We start from the raw sequence: 18,722 nt of genomic DNA on the forward strand, positions 1-18,722 counted from the left end.
ATGAGCCCCCCCGACTCGGAACCCGCCTACCCGGACCCCGCCTACCCGCGCGACCTGATCGGCTACGGCCGCAACCCGCCGCACGCGCGCTGGCCCGGCGGTGCCCGCATCGCCGTGCAGATCGTCCTGAACTACGAGGAGGGCGGCGAGAACTGCATTCTCCACGGCGACCCCGCGTCCGAGGCGTTCCTCGCCGAGATCGTGAACGCGCAAGCCTGGCCGGGCGAGCGACACATGACCGTGGAGTCGATCTACGAGTACGGCGCTCGGGCGGGCTTCTGGCGGATCTGGCGGCTGTTCACGGGGCGCGGCATCCCGCTCACGGTGTTCGGCGTGGCCGAGGCCCTCAACCGCAACCCGGAGGCTGTCGCGGCCATGCGGGAGGCCGGCTGGGAGATCGCGAGTCACGGGCTCAAGTGGATCGATTACGCGCATTTCTCCCGCGACGAGGAGGCCGTCCACATGGACGCGGCGATCCGGCTCCACGAGGCGGCGACGGGCGAGAAGCCCCTCGGCTGGTACACGGGCCGGTTCTCGGTGCACACCCGCGAGCTCGCGATGGAGCGGGGCCTCGCCTACCTCGCCGATTCCTACGCGGACGACCTGCCCTACTGGATACCCGGACCCGGGGGCCCGGCCCTCGTCGTGCCCTACACGCTCGACGCCAACGACATGCGCTTCTCCGTGGCGCAGGGCTTCAACGCGGGCGACCAGTTCTTCACCTACCTGCGCGACACGTTCGACGTGCTCTACGCCGAGGGCGCGCAGGCGCCGAAGATGATGTCGGTCGGGCTCCACTGCCGCCTCGTCGGACGCCCCGGGCGGATCGCGGCGCTCGCGCGCTTCCTCGACCACGTGGCGGCCCACGAGCACGTCTGGATCGCCCGCCGCATCGACATCGCCCACCATTGGGCCGCGGCCCACCCGCCGGCCTGAGGGGCCTCAGCCCTCGATCACGCTCACATGCGCGGCGACCACCCGCCAGCCCTCGGGCAGGCGGACCCAGGTCTGGCTCTGGCGCCCGACGCGGCCCGGCGCGCCCGCGCGCCGGAACAGGGTCATCGCCACCGCGACATCGCGCCCGTAGGTGGTGATCACCGTGTCCGAGAGGTCCCGCGCCAGTCCCTGCGGCGAGCGGGCGCGGCGGAAGGCCCGGATCGCGTCCATGCCGTAGAGGTTCTCGCCCGCCCCGTAGCGGATGGTGCGGGGATCGTCGTGGAAAAGCGCTTCCAGCGTCTCCACGTCGTTGCCGACGAGGGCCGCCTCGTAGCGGCGGAAGGCGGCCTCGACCTCGGCGCGAACCTCCGGGATGTCGATCTCCATGCGGTGTTCCTTGGGGTCTCAGTCGAGGGTCGCGACAGGCGCCCGGGCGACGCCGGCCCGCTCGAGGTGATGCGCGACGCGCAGGGCGACGTCCTCGCGCCAGGGCGCGGCGATGACCTGGACGCCGAGCGGCAATCCCTCGTCGAGCCGCACCGGCACCGCGACGACGGGCAGGCCGATGAAGGAGATCGGCTGCGTGTACAGGCCGACATTGGCCCGCACCGGCAACTCCACCCCGTCGAGCACGAAGGTCTTCTGTCCGCCCCGCGGCGCCCGGCAGGGCGTGGCGGGGGCGAGGATCACGTCGACCTCCCGGAACAGGGCGCCGACCGCGTCCCGGTACCAGCGGCGGAAGCGCTGGGCCCGCTCGATGACGGGTGCCGGGATCATCGCGCCCGCGATCAGGCGGTCGCGCACCGCCGGGTCGAAGTCGCGGGGCCGGGCGCGCAGGCGCTCGAGGTGCAGGGTCGCCCCTTCGGCCGCCGTGATGAGGTAGGCCGCCGCCCTGGCGCGGGCCGCCTCCGGGATCTCGATGCCCCGCTCCGCGCCGAGGGCGCGGGCGACCGCGGCCACAGCCGCGAAGGCGTCCGGCTCGCCCATCCGGGCGAAGTAGCCTCCGGCCACCGCGATCCGCAGGCTCCCGATGCCGGCCTCCAGCGACGGTCCCGCGGGCTCGGCCGGCCGGTCGGCCTGGGCCGGATCGTCCGGGTCGAGCCCGAGCATCGCGTCGTAGGCGAGCGCGAGGTCGCGCGCCGAGCGCGCCATCGGCCCGACATGGTCGAGGCTGCCGACGAAGGGGAAGCTGCCCGCCCGGCTGAGCCGCCCGTAGGTGGGCTTCAGCCCGAAGCAGCCGCAGAAGGCGGAGGGCACACGGATCGAGCCGTTGGTGTCCGAGCCGAGCGCCAGTGGCACGAACCCTGCCGCGACCGCCCCGCCCGAGCCCCCGGAGGATCCGCCCGACATGCGGGTCAGGTCGTGCGGGTTGTGCGTGTCGCCGTCGTGCACGTTCTCGCCGGTGAAATCGTAGGCGTACTCGCCCATGTTGAGGCCGCCGAGGAGGACCGCGCCCGCGGCCTCCAGCCGCCGGATCAGCGCGGCGTCGCGGGCGGCCGGCTCCCGCCCGCGGTTGATCTTGGAGCCCGCCCGGGTCGGCAGGCCGGCGATGTCGAACAGGTTCTTGACCGCGAAGGGCACGCCCGCCAGCGGCCCGGGCGCCTGCCCGCCGGCACGGGCCGCGTCGAGGGCGTCGGCGCGGGCGAGCGCGCGCTCGGGCAGGAAGTCGGTGAAGGCCCTCACCCGCGGATCCAGCCGGCCGATGCGTGCCAGCGCGGCCTCGGTGACGGCGCGGGCGCCGACGCGGCCGGCCGAGACGGCGGCGGCGATCTCGGCAGCCGGGGCGAGGCTCCAGTCGGCCTGATCGCTCATGCGGTGAAGACCGGGGCCGCCTCGGCCTCGTCGGGCAGGGGAAAGGCGCCGACGAGGTCGGCCGCCGCCCTCAGTACCCGCAGGTTGACGACGATCGTCTCGCGCCATTCCGGCTCGACGGCGAGGCCGAGCATGGCGGCGGCGGCCTCCGCGTAGGCGTCGAGGTCGGTCTCCGTCTCGGCCATGGTCACTCCTGCTGAACGCGCGCCCCGCATCCTGCAACGGCCGCGCCAGGGGCCGCCGCGGAGCCGGGCGGCGGTCAGCATAGACGCCCGCGACCGCCCACGCATCATCGCGCGGGCGGCGCGACGCTTGCAACGGCGCCCCCGCCCGCTCCAAACCGGAGGCGGCGGGGCCGGGACGGGCCCCCGCGCAACCTGACGAGGATGGGATGACGGCACGGCGCCTCTGGATCAGGAACCCGCTCGCGATCCTCGCGGCCGGCGCGGGCGGCGGCGTGGTGGTGGAGGGCAGCCGGATCGCGGAGCGCGTGCCCTCGGGCGGCCGGCCGTCGCTGCCGGTGGACGAGACCTTCGACGCCTCGCGACACGTCGTCATCCCCGGGTTGATCAACACCCACCATCACTTCTTCCAGACCCTCACCCGGGCGCACCCGGCCGCGATCAACAAGCCGCTCTTCCCCTGGCTGAAGGCGCTCTACCCGGTCTGGGACAAGCTCAACGCCGACGCGTTCCGGCTGGCCTGCCGCCTCGCCTACACCGAGCTTCTGCTCTCGGGCTGCACCACCGCGGGCGACCACCACTACCTCTACCCGAAGGGGCTGGAGACCGCCGTCGACATCCAGGTGGAGGAGGCGCGCGCGCTCGGCATCCGCGCCGTCGTCACCCGCGGCTCGATGAGCGTGTCCGAGCGCGACGGCGGCCTGCCGCCGGACGCCCTGGTGCAGGACGACGACACCATCCTGGCCGACAGCGAGCGCGTGCTCTCCCTGTTCCACGATCCCGCGCCCGGGGCGATGGTGCAGGTCGGCCTCGCCCCCTGCTCGCCCTTCAACGTGACGAAGCGCCTGATGCGCGAGAGCGCGGACCTCGCCGAGCGGCACGATTGCCGCCTGCACACGCATCTCTGCGAGACCCTCGACGAGGAGGCGTTCTGCCTCACGACCTTCGGGCAGCGCCCGGTCGACTATCTGGAGGAAGTCGGCTGGATGAGCCCGCGGGTCTGGCTCGCCCACGGCATCCACTTCAACGATGCGGAGGTGGCCCGCCTCGGCCGGGCCGGCGTCGGGGTCTGCCACTGCCCGACCTCGAACATGACGCTGGCCTCCGGCCGCTGCCGGACCTGCGAGCTGGAGGCGGCGGGCAGCCCGGTCGGCCTCGGCGTCGACGGCTCGGCCTCGAACGACAGTTCCAACCTGATGGAGGGCGTGCGCCACGCGCTCATGCTCAACCGCCTGACCTACGGGGCGGAGGCCGTCACCCATCTCGACGCCCTGCGCTGGGCCACGGACGGCTCGGCCCGCTGCCTCGGGCGCACGGATATCGGCCGCATCGCGGAAGGGTGCGAGGCGGATCTCGCCCTGTTCACCCTGGACGAGCTGCGCTTCTCTGGCAGCCACGACCCGCTCGCCGCGCTCGTGCTCTGCGGCGCCCACCGGGCGGACCGGGTGATGGTGGCCGGGTGCTGGCGCGTCCTCGACGGGCAGCCCCTCGGCGTCGACACCGGGCTGCTCCGCGAGGAGCACACCCGCCTCGCGCACCGCCTGTTCGGCGCGAGTTGAGAGCCGGCTCAGCCCCGTCCGATCGTGGCCTCGATCTGCCCGTGGGGCTCGTCGGTCGGCAGGAAGACCGCGCCCGGATTGTCGAGGCCGAACGAGGCAAGATCGATCGGCACGTAGTGCTTGTTCGGCATCGCGAAGCTGATCTCGGCGACCTCGGGAACGTCCGCGAGCACCGCCTCGCCCATCCGGTACAGGCTGTCCTGGATGCTGTGGCTGTAGGTGGTGCCGAAGACCTCGATCAGGCGCGCGAGCACCCGGGCGTTCGCCGCCGCGAAGTCCGTGGGCCGGTCCGCCCAGGTCCAGGTCGCGTCCATGCTGGTGGCCGCGATCCGGTCCGTCGCGTCGGGGAGCGTGCGGTACGCGTCATCGACGAAGCCGGCCCAGCCCGACCGGGTGGTCTTCATGACGGTGTAACCGCGCAGCCCCGATGCCAGCACGCTCCCGCCCCGGCCCGCGCTGAGCTTCACGTAGCCGAAGCCGTTGCCGTCGAGGGTGAAGGTGTGGCCGTGCGGCGCCTCCCCGAAGGCGTGGCGGATCCAGCGGGTCTCCGTCGCCTCGACGACGACCTCCTCGATCTGCGGGTAGGTCTCGAGGAGAACCGCGGCGACAGCGCGGGCGAAGTCCTCCTTCTCCAGGGAGAGGTTCCGGGCCGCCGTCACGTTCACGATGTTCCTGACGCTGTCCGTGGCCACGCAGGCCCTGTTGTCCGCGCTCGTGAAGGCGGCGTCGAACGCGCCCGTCATGAGCACGGCGAGGCTCAGCTCGCGCGGCGTGTGGTGATCGCCGTCCCGGGTGAGGCGCATCACGCGGACGCGTTCCTTGCCGTAGCGCGATGCGGTCAGGGCCATTCGGGTTTCTCCTCGCTGCGCCGGGCGCCCGAGACGATGTCCGGCGATCTCCTCGGGGAGGATGCCCGTTTTGCGCGGCGGGAGAAGCCCCGCGGCGCGGACCGGAACCGGAGCCGGTCCGCGATGGCCCGTTGTCTGCTACGCTCCGCTCCGTCCCGGCCGCCGGCCGGGCTGCACAAGGATGCAAGCGGGCGCGATGAGCCTCGACCTCGCCTCCCTGAACGCGGCCACCCGCGCGGACTTCGTCGCCGCCCTCGGCGCCGTGTTCGAGCACGCGCCCTGGGTCGCCGAGGCCGCGGCGGGCGGACGCCCTTTCGCCCGCGTCACGGACCTGTTCGCGGCGATGCGCGAGGCCGTGGAAGCCGCCCCCGCGGTCCGGCGCCTCGCCCTGCTGACGAACCATCCCGAACTCGCCGGCCGGGCGGCGCGGGCGGGCACCGCCGCGCCGGACTCGCTGGCCGAGCAGGCTGCCGCCGGGCTCGACCGCCTGTCGGAGGCGGAGTACGCCCGCTTCGAGGCCCTGAATGCGGCCTACAGGGACAGGTTCGGCTTCCCCTTCATCCTCTGCGTCAAGCGGCACGGCCGCGCTTCGCTCCTGCGGACCTTCGCCGCCCGGCTCGAGAGCACGCCCGAGGCCGAGCGGCGCGCGGCGGAAGCCGAGGTCCTGCGCATCGCCGCGATCCGCCTCGACGCCCTGGTGGCGGGCGAGGGCTCCTTGCAGACGAAAGGGCGCCTCTCGACGCACGTCCTCGACACCGTGACGGGGCGTCCGGCAGCGGGCGTGGCGGTGGAACTCGCCGAGATCGTCTCAGAGAGCGAGGCGACAATCGTCGCCCGCGCCCGCACCAACGCGGACGGCCGCACCGACGCGCCGCTCATCGGGGGGCGCCCGGTGCCGATCGCGGCCTACGAGCTGCGCTTCGGGCTCGGCGACTATCACCGCGCGGCCGGGCTCGCCCTGCCGGAGCCGCCCTTCCTCGACGTCGTGACGCTCCGCTTCGGCGTCGCCGAGCCGGAGGGCCACTATCACGTTCCCCTGGTGGCGAGCCCCTGGAGCTTCCAGACCTATCGCGGGAGCTGAAGCGCTTGAGAGGGTTCGCCGCCGGAATCCTGGAGCGCCTCGACGCGCTCGCCGCGATCAGCGCGGAGCCGGGCGCGATCACGCGCGTCTATCTCAGCCCCGAGCAGGCGCGCGCCAACGCGCTCGTGATGGGATGGATGCGCGAGGCGGGGATGAGCGCCCGCCTCGACGCCGCCGGCAACGTCGTCGGCCGGGTCGAGGGGGCCGAGCCCGGCGGCCCTGCCCTCGTGATCGGCTCGCATCTCGACACGGTGCGGGACGCCGGGCGCTACGACGGCCCGCTCGGGGTGGTCACCGGCATCGCCTGCGTCGCGGCGTGGCTGCGGGCGGACGGGAGGCCGCCCTTCGCCGTGGAGGTCGTCGGCTTCGGCGACGAGGAGGGCACGCGCTTCCAGTCCACGCTGATCGGCAGCCGCGCCTTCGCGGGCACCTTCGATCCGGCGCTCCTCGCGCTCAGGGATGCGGACGGGATCAGCCTCGGCGCGGCGCTCACCGCGTTCGGGCTCGACCCAGCCCGGATCGGGCAGGCGGCGCGGGCCGCCAAAGACGTCCTCGGCTATCTCGAACTGCACATCGAGCAGGGCCCGATGCTGGAGCAGGCGGGGCTGCCGGTCGGCGCCGTCACGGCGATCAGCGGCGCGACGCGGCTCGCCGTGACGCTGACCGGCGAGGCGGGCCATGCCGGCACCGTGGCGATGGCGGGACGGCGCGACGCGCTCGCCGGCGCTGCCGAGTGCGTGCTGGCCGTCGAGGCGCGATGCCGGGGCGAGGCGGATCTCGTCGGGACGGTCGGCGGGATCGCGGTGCATCCGGGCGTCGTCAACGTCATCCCGGGCGAGGCGCGGTTCACCCTCGACCTGCGGGCGCCCGACGACGCCTGCCGCCGCGCGGCGCTGGCCGACATCGAGGCGGCCTGGAGTGCGATCGTTCGGCGGCGGGGGCTCGATCTCGCCGTCCGCCGCACGCACGAGGCGCAGGCCGTGCCCTGCGACCCGGCGCTCACCGCTCTGGTCGAAGCGGCGATCGCGCAGGAGGGCTACCGCGCGCTGCGCCTGCCGAGCGGGGCCGGCCATGACGGCATGGCGGTCGCCGCCATCGCCCCGATCGCGATGATCTTCGTGCGCTGCCGCGGCGGCATCAGCCACAGCCCAGCCGAGTTCGCGGGCCCGCCCGACATCGAGGCCGGCGCCCGCGTGATGCTGGGCACGCTGCGGGGGCTGGCGCGCAGGATCCGTGCCTGAGCTTCGGAGATCGTCCGGTCTAGACCCTTGCCCGCACGAAGCAGGCCGCGAAGTCGCCGGGACCGTAGGCACGTCCGGTGATGTCGGTGATGAACACCCGGTCCGACCCGGCCTTCTGCAGTTGAAGCGCCTTCTCCAGCGCCCCGCTGGGGGAGCGCCGCTGGTAGGACACGACGCGCCCATCGTGCTGGGCGGTGACGATCAGGTTCATGTCGCGCTCCTCGGCCGATCCGGCCTTCCGTCAATGCAGCCGCGCGCGGTCCTGGCAGCTCGCCCAGCAGGCGATCTGATCCCAGTCCACCCGCAGGACCAGCTCGCGCAGGCGCTGGATCTCCTCCCGGCTCGGCGGCCGCGACTGCATCTTCAAGCCAGCGATGAAAGCTGCATCTGTGCCCACCATGAGATCACCGTCGAGATGAAGGGCAGCCCCGTGCGTGTTAACCGACATCATGGACGTCAGTTGCGGCCACGCTTCCAAGGATCGGCATGATTTCGACAGCAGCTGCGCGTGCTGCACAGGCGGACGGAATTTCGGCAGTACAACCGCGGATGCAACGCAACCGAGTCTGCTCGCGCCGGTTGTCCCCGTAAGGTACCGAGGGACCTCAGGACTGGGCTTCGACGGCGCGGGAGGGGGAGCATTGCTCGCCCGCGCCGTCGAAGTCTTGCGCGATGGCCGGCACGACCAGCCGTCCTCTTCCGCCGCGCCGTTCGCATCGATGGGCGCGCGCCCGGCCGGCGGCTCAGGCCCCGCGCCGTCGGCGGCCGTCGGCCTCGCCCCGCGGGATCGGCGCCGGGCCGGCCCCTTGCGCGAGCCAATCCCGCCTCCGCGCGATCAGCGCCTTGAGGCGGGCCGCCCGCGCCCTGCGCCGCTCGCAGCCGCACGGCCAGTCGCAAGGACCGTCGAGATGGAGGTTCCCGCCCTGCCCATCCAGCAGACTCAGGATGGAGATCACGAGCCCGGCCAGGACGAGGATCGCGGCGGCGAGCATCGGCCAGGCGAAGCCCACGCCGACCAGGGCCGAGAGCGCGAGCTTGATCGCCAGCGAGCCCGCGATCTTCAGCTTCAGGAGCAGGCCGAGCGTCGCCCCGGCTCCGGCGGCGCCGCGAAGGGCGCGGAAGGCGCGTCGGCGCAGGCGGTTGCGCGCGGCGAGCGCCTCCAGCCGGCCAAGCTCCCGCGTCACCCGACGAATCGTGCGGGCCTGCTCGTCGGGCGCGAGGACCGGCGCGGACTGCATCCGGGTCTTCTCGCCGGCGCCGGAAGGCGGCTCCAGACCTACATGCCGAGGGCCTGCATGTAGAGCTCGAGGATCGCCTCCTCCTCCTGCCGCTCGGCGTGGTCCTTCTTGCGCAGCGAGACGATCTTGCGCAGCGCCTTCGTGTCGAAGCCGCTGCCCTTCGCCTCGGCGTAGACGTCCTTGATGTCGCCCGCGAGGCCGGCCTTCTCCTCCTCCAGGCGCTCGATGCGCTCGATGAAGCTCTTGAGCTGGTCCGCCGCCACCGAGGACGGATCGACCGCCGGGCTTGCTGAGGCTGCCATGTGTCCGAAAGTCCTTGCTCTGTGCCGCGCCCCGCGCGACGCCTCGCGCGACGGGTTACAGCGATAACCTTACCGGGACCTTAGCCGGTCGGCGTCAGTGCGGCTCGGCCTGGCGCTTGGCGAAGGCTGCCTGCTGCTCGGGGCTCGCCTCCGACTGATGCTTCGCCTTCCAGGCGTCGTAGGGCATGCCGTAGACCTGCTCGCGGCTCTCGTCCTTCGTGAGCGGCAGGCCGCGCTCGTCGGCGGCGTCCTTCAGCCAGTTCGACAGGCAGTTGCGGCAGAAGCCGGCCAGGTTCATCAGGTCGATGTTCTGCACGTCGGGGCGGTTGCGCAGGTGGGAGACGAGGCGCCGGAACACGGCGGCCTCCAGCTCCGTCTGGGTCTTCGGGTCGATCTCGGCCATGGTGATGCTCCGGTTCTCGCGTGTCAGGTCGGCGGCGCGGGCGCCCGCGTCAAGCGGCCGGCCGGAGGATGGGGCGCAGGAGCTTGGCGAAGCGCGCGGCCCACTCCGCTTGGCCCCCCTCGCCCGCGATCAGGTCCTGGCGGATCTCCACGAGGGCGTTCGGCCGGCCGCGGGCCGTGGCGTGGCGGTCGATCGTGTCGCCCGGCAGGCCGCCGCCGTAGGGCTCGTTGTCGCCGACCGTGAGCCCCGCCGGATCGGCCCGCAGCCCCGCGATCAGCGGCGCGCTGAGGCGGTCGTCCCGGTCCCACAGGATGCCGACCTGCCAGGGCCGCGCCACCCCGCGCCAGTAGGGGGTGAAGCTGTGGATCGTCACGATGGCCGGCGGCGCGCCCGCGGCCTCCCCCTCCGCGACCGCGACGTCGATCGCCCGGTCGAAGGGCTCGTAGAAGCGGGCGATGCGCTCGGCCTTGCCGGCCTCGTCGATGCGGGCGTTGCCCGGCACCACCGCTCCGTCCGAGAGGCGCATCACCAGTGTCGGGTCGGCCCGGCCGCGGTTCGGGTCGATGATGAGCCGCGAGAAGCGGGTGAGAATCGCGGGCGCGCCGAGATGGCGGGCGAGCGCCCGCGTCACGCCGGCCGCGCCGATGTCGTAGGCGATGTGGCGGGCGAACTCCGCCTCCGCGACGCCGAGCCCGATGTCCTCCGGCACGAAGTTCGAGGCGTGGTCGCAGATGAGGAGCAGCCCGCAGGCCGGATCGCCGGGCACCGTCTCGACGGGATGGGGCGGTTGCGGGGCGGGCATGGGGATCCGGTTCGTTTCCAGCTTGCCGACGGGTCGAGGCTCGGGCAGAGCACGTATCAAGGATCGTGCGCTCACGGCAACATGAGGCCCGTCGCCCTCCCCTCGCTCCGGCGGGCGCGATGGCGAGGACGCACGAGAGAAGACGACACGACGCGCGAGGACGCCCGTATGAGTGCCACCACGCCCGCCCCCAGCGACGCGCCGAACGCAGCCGAGGCGAACGACCTGCGCAGCCTGCTCGACGGCTTCCTCGCCGAGGCCATCGCGGCCGCCCACCCCTCGCGCTGCCTCACCCCGCACCTGCCGCCCCCGCCGAAGGGCCGGCTGATCATCCTCGGCGCCGGCAAGGCGGGCGGCAGCATGGCCGCGGTGGCGAGCCGCTTCTACCGCGAGGAGCACGGGCTCGGGCCTGACCGCATCACCGGCCTCGCGGTGGCGCGCCACGGCTACGGCGAGGAGGCGCCCCTCATCCGCATGGTCGAGGCGGGCCACCCCGTGCCGGACGCGGCCGGCATCGAGGCCACCAGGGAGGCGCTGCGCATCGCCTCCGAGGCCGGTCCGGACGACGAGGTTCTGGTGCTGCTCTCCGGCGGCGGATCGGCGAACTGGATCGCGCCCGCCGGCGAACTGACGCTCGCCGAGAAGCAGGCCATCACCCGCGCGCTGCTGCGCTCGGGCGCGCCGATCAACGAGATCAACACCGTGCGCAAGCACATCTCGCGCATCAAGGGCGGGCGCCTCGCCCTCGCCGCCCGCAACGCGGCCCGCATCCTCACGCTGGCGATCTCGGACGTGCCCTTCGACGACCCGGCCGTGATCGCCTCGGGCCCGACCGTGCCCGACCCGTCCACGCTTGCCGAGGCCCGCGCCATCTGCGAGCGGCGCGGCATCCCCCTGCCGGAGGCCGCCCGCACCCTCCTGAACGACCCGAACAACGAGACGCCGAAGGCGGGCGACCCGGCCTTCGCGCGGGCGGAGTACCGCATCATCGCCCGCCCTGTCGACGCGCTGGAAGCCGCCGCCGAGGCTGCCCGCCGGGCCGGCTACGAGCCCGTCATGCTGGGCTCGGACGTCGAGGGCGAGGCCCGCGAGGTGGCGGCCGAGCACGCCCGCCTCGCCCGTGAGGCGAAGGCGCAGGGGCGCAAGGTCGCGCTGATCTCGGGCGGCGAGCTCACCGTGACGATTCGCGGCGAGGGCCACGGCGGTCCGAACCAGGAATACGCGCTGGCGCTCGCCATCGCGCTCGACGGCGAGACCGGCATCGCCGGCATCGCGGCCGACACGGACGGCACCGACGGCGGCCGCGGCGAGGCGACCGACCCGGCCGGCGGCCTCGTCGATCCGTCCACCCTGGCGCGCGCCCGCGCGGCCGGCCTCGATCCGGCCGCGATGCTCGCCGACAACGACTCGACGCGCTTCTTCGCGACGATCGGCGACCTCGTCCAGCCCGGCCCCACCCGCACCAATGTCAACGACTGCCGCATCATCCTCGTCGGCTGAGGGCATGCCCACGGGCGCGCGGCGCCGCTCGGCTCCGGTCTTAGCCCTCGCGGCGGCGCTCTGCTTCCTCGGGCCTGCGCCGGCGCGGGCGGACCTTCGCATGTGCAATCTCACCGCGAGCAAGGTCGGCGTCGCGCTCGGCTACCGCGACCCGCAGGGCTGGGTCACGGAGGGCTGGTGGGACCTCACGCCCAAAGCCTGCGAGACGCTCCTGAAAGGCGCGCTCGCGGCCCGATTCTACTACGTCTTCGCGGTGGACTACACGCGCGGCGGCGAGTGGAGCGGGCGCTCGCTGATGTGCACCAAGGATTCCGAGTTCACGATCCGCGGGGTCGAGGATTGCCTCGCACGCGGCTACGACCGCAACGGCTTCTTCGAGGTCGATACCGGCGAGCAGAAGAGCTGGACGATCCAGCTCACCGACCCGAACCAGCCCGCTGCCCCCTCGCCCTGACCCGCCTCAGCGATGCTGGGCGGTGAGCGAGAAGAAGGCGCCCTGCGGGTCCACGCACTGCGCGATCCAGGAGCCGCCGGGCACTTGGTGCGGGCCCATCAGGACCCGTCCGCCGCCCTCCGCGACGCGGGCGGCGGCCGCGTCGATCCCCGGCACGGTGAAATAGTAGCCCCAGGCCGAGACGGGCATGTTCGGCGGCCGGTTCATCATGCCGCCGATCGAGCGCCCGTTCGCCGCGAAGGTCTGGTAGGTCCCCATGCCCCCGAGATCGACGGCCAGATCCTTCGTCCAGCCGAACAGGCCGGCGTAGAAGTCGAAGGCGGCCTGCCAGTCCGTCGCGAACAATTCGTGCCAGCCGATATGGCCCGGCGCGGTGGCCGGAACCTCGGGCATCGCCGGCCCGTTCGGCCGGAACAGGATGAAGAACGCGCCCTGGGGATCGCCGACGACGGCGTAGCGGCCGACCCCGGGAATGTCCTCCGGTCCCTTGCGCACGCTGCCGCCCGCCGCCGTGGCCTGCTCGGCCGCCGCGTCGACGTCCGGAACCCCGATGAAGCCGCTCCAGCCCGGGTGGCCGCCCTGCGCCTTCACCTCATCGGCGAGCGGAGCGATGTCGGCGACGGGCCGCCCGGCCACGCTCAGAAGCGTGTAGGGTGCGTTCCCGCCCTCCCAGGGTTGCGCCTCCCACCCCACAACAGCGCGGTAGAAGGTTTCCGCCGCCTCCGGGTCGGTGGTCATCAGCTGGTACCAGACGAAGGTGCTGGCGGTCTCGGGCATGGTCGCTTCCCTCTGTCGTGCGGATGATCGGGTGGTGCGGGCAGCCTCGCGCCGCGGTCAGTCGGCGTAGGCCTGCTCCAGGGCCGGGAGGTCGAGCTTCGTCATGCCGAGCAGCGCCTCGGTCACGCGCCGCGTCCGGGCGGCGTCGGGATCCTGCATCATCTCGCCGAGGCGCCGCGGCACGATCTGCCAGGACAGACCGTAGCGGTCGGTGAGCCATCCGCAGCGGCTCGGCGCGCCCTCGGCGCAGAGAGCCTCCCAGAGGCGGTCGATCTCGGTCTGGTCCGCGCACTCGACGCTGAGCGAAATCGCCGGCGTGAAGGAGAAGGCGGGCCCGCCGTTGAGCGCGATGTGGCGGCGCCCCGCGAGACGGAAGGCCACGACCATCACCGAGCCCGGCCCGCCGCCCGGCGTCTCCACGCTCGCGCGCACGACGCTCTCGATCGCCGAATCGGGCAGAAGCGACACGTAGAAACGCGCCGCCTCCTCAGCCTCGCCGTCGAACCAGAGGCAGGTCGAGATCGTGCTGGGCATCGTCGCGGTCGGGATCGTCGAGGCCGTGGACATGGCTCCCCCTGCCGGCTGGACCGTCATCGGCGGTCGCGCGAGCCGCCCGTCTCCCGAAGCCCGGCGTGCGCGATCCTGTCAGATTCGCCGTGACCGCGCGATGCCGGCCCGGGCAGGGCTCACCGGTCAGGCATTCGCCGCCGCGTGGGCCTCGGGGCCCTTCTGGGCCGCGACGGGATCCATCCAGCTGATCTCCCAGACGTGCCCGTCGAGATCCTCGAAGCTGCGGCCGTACATGAAGCCGTAATCCTGCTTCGGGCCAGGGTCCGCCCGGCCGCCCGCCGCCTCGGCCCGCGCCACCATGGCGTCCACCGCCTCGCGGCTCTCCTGCGAGATGCAGATCAGGACCTGGCATGTCTCGCGCGCGTCGGGAATCGCCTTCGTCGTGAAGGTGGAGAAGAACGCGTGGCTCAGGAGCATGACGTGGATGACATCCGAGAACACCATGCAGGAGGCGTCGTCGTTCGAGAAGTTCGGGTTCTTCGAGGCGCCGACCGCCTCGTAGAAGGCGGTCGCCCTGGCCACGTCGCGCACGGGGAGGTTCACGAAGATCATCTGCGGCATCGGCATTCCCTCTCGCCTGCACCCGGCTCCTCACGGCCAAGTTTGACCGTGATGCCCGATCTGGTTATGATTTGCAACTATGAAGTTAGAAAAAATAACTGAAAGTGCCAAGGTGGAGGGTGCCAAGACCGAGGGTGCCAGGGCGGCCCGCCGCTACGACGACGCTTGCGCCGCCGCGCACGCCCTCGACCTCGTGGGCGATCGCTGGGCGCTCCTCGTGATGCGCGAACTGATGCTCGGGCCGAAGCGGTTCAGCGACCTGCGCCAGGACCTGCCCGGCATCAGCGCCAACGTGCTGACGCAGCGCCTCGATGGATTGGAGGCGGTGGGCGTGCTGGCGCGCCGCCGGCTACCGCCGCCCTCGGGCGCCCAGGTCTACGAATTGACACCCTGGGGCTACGAGAGCGAGCCGATCTTCCAGGCGCTCGGGCGCTGGGCAGCGCGCTCGCCGCTCCACGACCCCACCCTGCCCTTCAGCGCCACCTCCCTCTTCCTGTCCTCCCGGACCATGATCGACCCTGGTCGCGCGGCGGGGCTCTCGGCCCGCATCGGGTTCCGCATCGGCTCCGAGAGCTTCCTGGCCCGGCTCGCCGACGGTGCGATCAGCGTCGAGCGCGGGCCGGCCGAGGGAGCCGACCTGATTTTCACCGGTCCCGCTCCCGTCATCGCGGCAGCGGTCTACGGCGGGCAGCCCTTCGCGGCGCTCGCGGGCGCGCTCGGCGTCGAGGGCGACGCCGTGCTCGCCCGGCGGTTCGTCACGCTCTTCCCGCTTCCGCCGAAGGCACGGGCCGGCGCCTGAGCCCGGCCCGGCGCACCCCTCCCCCGCGAAACCGCGTTTGCCGGGCACGGCCGCTTGACGCGGAGGCGCGGCCGGTGCTTGTGGCCGCTCGCCCTCAACCGGCCGGACACGACGCACCGCCGGGCTCGCGCTGCCTTGATGGAGGCCGGATTGAAACGCTCACGCCGCACGAAGATCGTCGCCACCCTCGGGCCGGCCTCCGACACGCCGGAGATGATCACGAAGCTCTTCCACGCGGGCGCCGACGTGTTCCGGCTCAACATGAGCCACCTGCCGCGCGAGAAGCTGCCGGAGAAGATCGAGGTGATCCGCGCCATCGAGCGCGAGGCGCGCCGCCCGATCGCGATCCTGGTGGACCTGCAGGGCCCGAAGCTGCGCCTCGGTGCCTTCGCGGAGGGCAGCGCCATGATCGCGAACGGGCAGACCTTCGTCCTCGACAGCGATCAGACGCCCGGCAACGCCGAGCGCATCTACCTGCCGCACCCGGAGGTGCTCTCGGCGCTGGAGCCGGGCCATTCCGTGATCATCGACGACGGCAAGCTCCGCCTCACCGTGACCGAGGTGGGCCCCGGCCGTGCCGTGACGCGCGTCGAGGTCGGCGGCCGCATCTCGAACCGCAAGGGCGTGTCGCTGCCCCACACGGTGATCCCGGTGCCGGCCATGACCGACAAGGACCGGGCCGATCTCGAGGCGGGCCTCAACGCCGGCGCCGACTGGATCGCCGTCTCCTTCGTGCAGCGGCCCGAGGACATGGCCGAGGTGAAGAAGCTCGCCGCGGGCCGCGCCCTCGTGATGGCCAAGATCGAGAAGCCGCAGGCACTCACCCGCCTCGACGAGATCATGGAGGTCTCGGACGGCCTCATGGTCGCCCGCGGCGACCTCGGCGTCGAGATGCCGCTGGAGCAGGTGCCCGGCGTGCAGAAGCGGATCACCCGCGGCGCCCGCCGCCTCGGCAAGCCGGTGGTCGTCGCGACGCAGATGCTCGAATCGATGATCACCGCACCCGTGCCGACCCGCGCCGAGGTCTCCGACGTGGCGACCGCGGTCTACGAGGGGGCCGACGCCGTGATGCTCTCGGCCGAGAGCGCGTCCGGCGCCTTCCCGGTCGAGGCGATCTCGACCATGAGCCGCATCGCTGAGCAGGTGGAGAAGGACGCGCTCTACTGGAACATCCTGACCGCCCAGCGCTCCGACCCCGAGCCGACGGCGGCCGACGCGATCGCCGCCGCCGCCCACCAGATGGTCGGCTCGCTCGGCCTCAACGCGATCATGGCCTGGACGCATTCGGGCTCGACGGCGCTGCGCCTGGCGCGCTCGCGCCCGAACGCGACCGTGATCGCGCTGACCCCGAAGCGGGAGACGGCGCGGCGCCTCGCCATGGCCTGGGGCACGCACCCGATCGTGACGAACGACGCCAGCGACGTGGACGACATGGCCTTCCGGGCCGCGAAGTTCGCGGTCCGCGAGCGCTTCGCCGAGGTCGGCGACCGGGTGATCGTGGTGGCGGGCGTTCCCTTCGGCACGCCGGGCGCGACGAACCTCGTGCGCATCGCCTTCGTCACCCGCGAGCACGCCGCGCGGGCGTGAGCCGTCAGGGCGCGGCCGCCGGCAGCGGCCGCCGCTCCCCGATCCGGTCGGCGAGGCGGCCGACCTCCCGCGCCAGGACGTCGGCGGCCACGTACTGCACCATGTGGCCGATGCCCGGCAGCACCACGAACTCGGCGCCCGGGATCCGCTCCGCCAGCGGCCGGGCCTGGAGGTCGGTGCGCACGATCGGGTCCGCCTCGCCCGCCACGATCACGGTCGGCGCCGTGATGGCGCCGTAGCGCGGGCTCTGGGCGGCGAGCGCCGCCGGCAGCCCGATCAGGTCCTGCACGTTGGCGAGAAGCGTGGCCGGCCGCAGCACGAGGGCGGCGCGGGCGCGCGTCAGGTAGTCCGCGCTCACCGGCTGCGGCCGGAACACGGTGTGTGCGGCCCCTTCCAGGTAGTGCATCGCCACGGGCGGCCCGACCGTCCGACTGAGGAGCCACGCCATCGGGGGCTGGAGCGCGAGCCGCCAGTACCAGGGCAGCCCTTGGCGCTGCGGCAGGGGCAGCGCCACCGGCGAGACGAGGACGAGGCCCGCCACCCGGTCCGGATGCTCCAGGGCGAGGCTCGCGGCGAGGGCCCCCGACCAGGAATGGCCGAGCACGATCGCGGGGCCGACCCCCATCCGCTCGAGCGCCTCGGCGATGGCGGCGCCCTGCGCGGCGGGCGTTGCGGCCTCCGCGCCCCGCAGGCGGTCGCTCCAGCCGAAGCCCGGCCGGTCGAAGCTGACCACGCGGAAGCCCTGGCTCGCGAGGATGCGGCCGACGCCCTCCATCGGTTCGGCCGCGTTGGCGGAGGCCCCGTGCAGCAGGACGATCGTGGCGCGGGCGCCCTCCCGCGGACCGGCCTCGATCGTGGCGAGGCGCCCGCCGCTCACGGGCACGAAGGGGCCGGCCGGCGGGAAGGCGGCCTCGGTGCGCAGGGTGATGAGGAGCGAGGCGACGGCGCCCGCGCCGAGAACACCGCCGACCAGGACCGCGAGGAGCGCGAGGCAGGCCGCCAGCGCGTGCGCGACGGCCATCAGAGGTCGCGGCCGTCGACCTCGGGGGCGAGCCGGTCGATCGAGGACTGGAGCTTGTCCATTCGCGGATAGAGGGCGGCTGCACGACGGAAGGCGCGGAGCGCCCGCACCTTGTCGTCCATGGACTGGTAGATCCGGCCGAGCGCCGCCCAAGCCTCGAAATGGCGCGGCTCCAGCACGAGCGCGCGCTGCAGGTCGGCGATGGCGGCGGCCTTGTCCGAGAGGTGCCAGAACAGGCTGGCCCGCCGGCTCCAGCCCTCGGACCAGCCGGGCTCCAGACTCAGAACCCGATCCATCAGCTCGACGGCGAGAGGCAGGTCCTTGGCCGACATGGCCTGCCGGGCCCGCTCGGTGAGGAGGTCGGCGGTGGCGCTGCCCGAGCGGTCGAGCCGGCGCTCGATCAGCTTCGAGATGCCTTTGGCCTCGGCGTCGTCCTCGGCCTCGCGCAGGCGCGCGAACAGGTCGTCGAGGCTCGCCGGCGGCTTGGGCTTGGCCGCGTCGGAGCTTCCGCGCTCCGGGGCGTCGGCCTGCGGCTCGCGCGAGAGAGTGCCGGGCGGCGCCGCCGCCGCGGGGGACGGTGCCGCGAGGAGGGCCGCCACAAGGGACAGGGGAAGGATGCGCAACATCGGGAGAGCTTGTGCGCCCCGTGCCGTCGCGTCAACGCGCTCGCTTGCCGCGCGGGGCCCGGCCGCCACAAAAGGCCTGCCGGCCCTGAAGATCTGCGCCCGCGGAAGAAGCAGTTCCCGCGGGCCGCGGGGATCAGCCCTGGCGGGCCTTGAAGCGCTTCTGGGTCTTGTTGATCACGTAGACCCGGCCCTTGCGGCGGACCAGCTGGTTGTCACGGTGCCGGCCGCGGAGCGACTTCAGCGAGTTGCGAATCTTCATCGGTGTTCACTCGGCGCGGACAGCCCGGCCGCCTATCGGTTCAGGTCTCGGGAACGGGTGTGCCTCGCAGCATCCCCGGCGATGGCAGCGCACGCATCGCGGAAAGGCGGCTCCCTTATCAGGATTCGCCCGTACGAGGCAAGATCCGCCGGTCCGCTATGTCG

At 73.1% G+C, this 18,722-nt stretch carries 23 protein-coding genes and 1 pseudogene; 8 read left to right on the forward strand and 16 right to left on the reverse strand.

Annotated elements, in window-relative coordinates:
- Positions 1–927 (forward strand): annotated as a pseudogene (puuE, locus tag MOX02_RS19385) (allantoinase PuuE); the annotation flags it as partial.
- 15 nt (positions 928–942) lie between these two features.
- Here the strand turns inward: puuE and hpxZ are convergent.
- The 3 genes from hpxZ to MOX02_RS19400 are packed head-to-tail and all read right to left on the reverse strand — an operon-like array spanning position 943 to position 2,933.
- Positions 943–1,323 carry an oxalurate catabolism protein HpxZ gene (gene hpxZ, locus MOX02_RS19390; RefSeq protein WP_147027436.1) on the reverse strand — a complete coding sequence of 127 codons (381 nt, stop codon included), beginning with the start codon at positions 1,321–1,323 and terminating at the stop codon, positions 943–945.
- 18 nt (positions 1,324–1,341) lie between these two features.
- Entirely contained in the window at positions 1,342–2,748 is a 1,407-nt protein-coding gene (locus tag MOX02_RS19395; RefSeq protein ID WP_147027437.1) for an AtzE family amidohydrolase, read from the reverse strand.
- Complete coding sequence (locus MOX02_RS19400) at positions 2,745–2,933, reverse strand: DUF4089 domain-containing protein (protein ID WP_147027438.1); 189 nt, start codon at positions 2,931–2,933, stop codon at positions 2,745–2,747. Before MOX02_RS19400 ends, MOX02_RS19395 begins: the two co-directional genes overlap by 4 nt.
- A gap of 206 nt (positions 2,934–3,139) precedes the next feature.
- Here MOX02_RS19400 and MOX02_RS19405 point away from each other — a divergent pair, with 206 nt between their 5' ends.
- A complete protein-coding gene (locus MOX02_RS19405) occupies positions 3,140–4,489 on the forward strand; it encodes an 8-oxoguanine deaminase (protein ID WP_147027439.1) in 1,350 nt (449 codons plus the stop codon).
- Between the two features lie 8 nt (positions 4,490–4,497).
- On the opposite strand, the gene pucL is transcribed toward MOX02_RS19405, so the two are convergent.
- Positions 4,498–5,337 carry a factor-independent urate hydroxylase gene (gene pucL / locus MOX02_RS19410; RefSeq protein WP_147027440.1) on the reverse strand — a complete coding sequence of 280 codons (840 nt, stop codon included), beginning with the start codon at positions 5,335–5,337 and terminating at the stop codon, positions 4,498–4,500.
- 196 nt (positions 5,338–5,533) lie between these two features.
- Here pucL and uraD point away from each other — a divergent pair, with 196 nt between their 5' ends.
- Complete coding sequence (gene uraD, locus MOX02_RS19415) at positions 5,534–6,418, forward strand: 2-oxo-4-hydroxy-4-carboxy-5-ureidoimidazoline decarboxylase (protein ID WP_147027441.1); 885 nt, start codon at positions 5,534–5,536, stop codon at positions 6,416–6,418.
- Between the two features lie 5 nt (positions 6,419–6,423).
- A complete protein-coding gene (locus MOX02_RS19420; RefSeq protein ID WP_238179258.1) occupies positions 6,424–7,659 on the forward strand; it encodes an allantoate amidohydrolase in 1,236 nt (411 codons plus the stop codon).
- A gap of 19 nt (positions 7,660–7,678) precedes the next feature.
- Here the strand turns inward: MOX02_RS19420 and MOX02_RS19425 are convergent, their stop codons facing one another.
- The 6 genes from MOX02_RS19425 to MOX02_RS19450 all read right to left on the reverse strand — a co-directional run bounded on the left by MOX02_RS19425 (position 7,679) and on the right by MOX02_RS19450 (position 10,404).
- Positions 7,679–7,870 (reverse strand): hypothetical protein, encoded by a 192-nt coding sequence (locus tag MOX02_RS19425; protein ID WP_147027442.1) that lies wholly within the window; start codon positions 7,868–7,870, stop codon positions 7,679–7,681.
- Between the two features lie 30 nt (positions 7,871–7,900).
- Positions 7,901–8,176, reverse strand: coding sequence for a hypothetical protein (locus MOX02_RS19430; protein WP_147027443.1), 276 nt, complete (start codon positions 8,174–8,176; stop codon positions 7,901–7,903).
- Between the two features lie 226 nt (positions 8,177–8,402).
- Complete coding sequence (locus MOX02_RS19435; RefSeq protein ID WP_147027444.1) at positions 8,403–8,897, reverse strand: hypothetical protein; 495 nt, start codon at positions 8,895–8,897, stop codon at positions 8,403–8,405.
- A 38-nt stretch (positions 8,898–8,935) separates the two neighbouring features.
- A complete protein-coding gene (locus MOX02_RS19440; protein WP_147027445.1) occupies positions 8,936–9,199 on the reverse strand; it encodes a DUF2312 domain-containing protein in 264 nt (87 codons plus the stop codon).
- Between the two features lie 94 nt (positions 9,200–9,293).
- Positions 9,294–9,602 (reverse strand): DUF1244 domain-containing protein, encoded by a 309-nt coding sequence (locus tag MOX02_RS19445; RefSeq protein WP_147027446.1) that lies wholly within the window; start codon positions 9,600–9,602, stop codon positions 9,294–9,296.
- Between the two features lie 49 nt (positions 9,603–9,651).
- Positions 9,652–10,404 carry an N-formylglutamate amidohydrolase gene (locus tag MOX02_RS19450; protein WP_147027447.1) on the reverse strand — a complete coding sequence of 251 codons (753 nt, stop codon included), beginning with the start codon at positions 10,402–10,404 and terminating at the stop codon, positions 9,652–9,654.
- A gap of 168 nt (positions 10,405–10,572) precedes the next feature.
- Between MOX02_RS19450 and MOX02_RS19455 the strand changes: the two genes are divergently transcribed.
- Positions 10,573–11,904: a glycerate kinase type-2 family protein gene (locus MOX02_RS19455; RefSeq protein WP_147027448.1), complete on the forward strand. Its 1,332-nt coding sequence runs from the start codon at positions 10,573–10,575 to the stop codon at positions 11,902–11,904.
- Positions 11,905–11,908: 4 nt separating this feature from the next.
- Entirely contained in the window at positions 11,909–12,358 is a 450-nt protein-coding gene (locus MOX02_RS19460; protein ID WP_373866766.1) for a DUF1036 domain-containing protein, read from the forward strand.
- A gap of 6 nt (positions 12,359–12,364) precedes the next feature.
- Here the strand turns inward: MOX02_RS19460 and MOX02_RS19465 are convergent, their stop codons facing one another.
- The 3 genes from MOX02_RS19465 to MOX02_RS19475 form a co-directional block, all read right to left on the reverse strand.
- Positions 12,365–13,135, reverse strand: a complete 771-nt coding sequence (locus tag MOX02_RS19465) for a VOC family protein (protein WP_147027450.1) — start codon at positions 13,133–13,135, stop codon at positions 12,365–12,367.
- Between the two features lie 57 nt (positions 13,136–13,192).
- On the reverse strand, positions 13,193–13,702 hold the full coding sequence (locus tag MOX02_RS19470; RefSeq protein WP_238179260.1) for a VOC family protein: 510 nt from the start codon (positions 13,700–13,702) through the stop codon (positions 13,193–13,195).
- A 126-nt stretch (positions 13,703–13,828) separates the two neighbouring features.
- Positions 13,829–14,266, reverse strand: a complete 438-nt coding sequence (locus MOX02_RS19475) for a VOC family protein (RefSeq protein ID WP_147027451.1) — start codon at positions 14,264–14,266, stop codon at positions 13,829–13,831.
- Between the two features lie 79 nt (positions 14,267–14,345).
- Here MOX02_RS19475 and MOX02_RS19480 point away from each other — a divergent pair, with 79 nt between their 5' ends.
- Together MOX02_RS19480 and pyk are read left to right on the forward strand one after the other, a co-directional pair.
- Positions 14,346–15,065 carry a winged helix-turn-helix transcriptional regulator gene (locus MOX02_RS19480; protein ID WP_147027452.1) on the forward strand — a complete coding sequence of 240 codons (720 nt, stop codon included), beginning with the start codon at positions 14,346–14,348 and terminating at the stop codon, positions 15,063–15,065.
- 150 nt (positions 15,066–15,215) lie between these two features.
- Positions 15,216–16,652, forward strand: a complete 1,437-nt coding sequence (gene pyk / locus MOX02_RS19485) for a pyruvate kinase (RefSeq protein ID WP_147027453.1) — start codon at positions 15,216–15,218, stop codon at positions 16,650–16,652.
- A gap of 4 nt (positions 16,653–16,656) precedes the next feature.
- Here pyk and MOX02_RS19490 read toward each other — a convergent pair whose 3' ends face one another.
- The 3 genes from MOX02_RS19490 to ykgO form a co-directional block, all read right to left on the reverse strand.
- Positions 16,657–17,673 carry an alpha/beta fold hydrolase gene (locus MOX02_RS19490; RefSeq protein ID WP_147027454.1) on the reverse strand — a complete coding sequence of 339 codons (1,017 nt, stop codon included), beginning with the start codon at positions 17,671–17,673 and terminating at the stop codon, positions 16,657–16,659.
- Complete coding sequence (locus MOX02_RS19495; RefSeq protein ID WP_147027455.1) at positions 17,673–18,299, reverse strand: tetratricopeptide repeat protein; 627 nt, start codon at positions 18,297–18,299, stop codon at positions 17,673–17,675. The genes MOX02_RS19490 and MOX02_RS19495 overlap by 1 nt, the downstream gene beginning before the upstream one ends.
- Before the next feature lie 133 nt (positions 18,300–18,432).
- Positions 18,433–18,558, reverse strand: a complete 126-nt coding sequence (gene ykgO, locus MOX02_RS19500; RefSeq protein ID WP_003601867.1) for a type B 50S ribosomal protein L36 — start codon at positions 18,556–18,558, stop codon at positions 18,433–18,435.
- Positions 18,559–18,722 lie beyond the last annotated feature (164 nt).

It is taken from the genome of Methylobacterium oxalidis (assembly GCF_007992195.1).
Classification (GTDB): Bacteria; Pseudomonadota; Alphaproteobacteria; order Rhizobiales; family Beijerinckiaceae; genus Methylobacterium; species Methylobacterium oxalidis.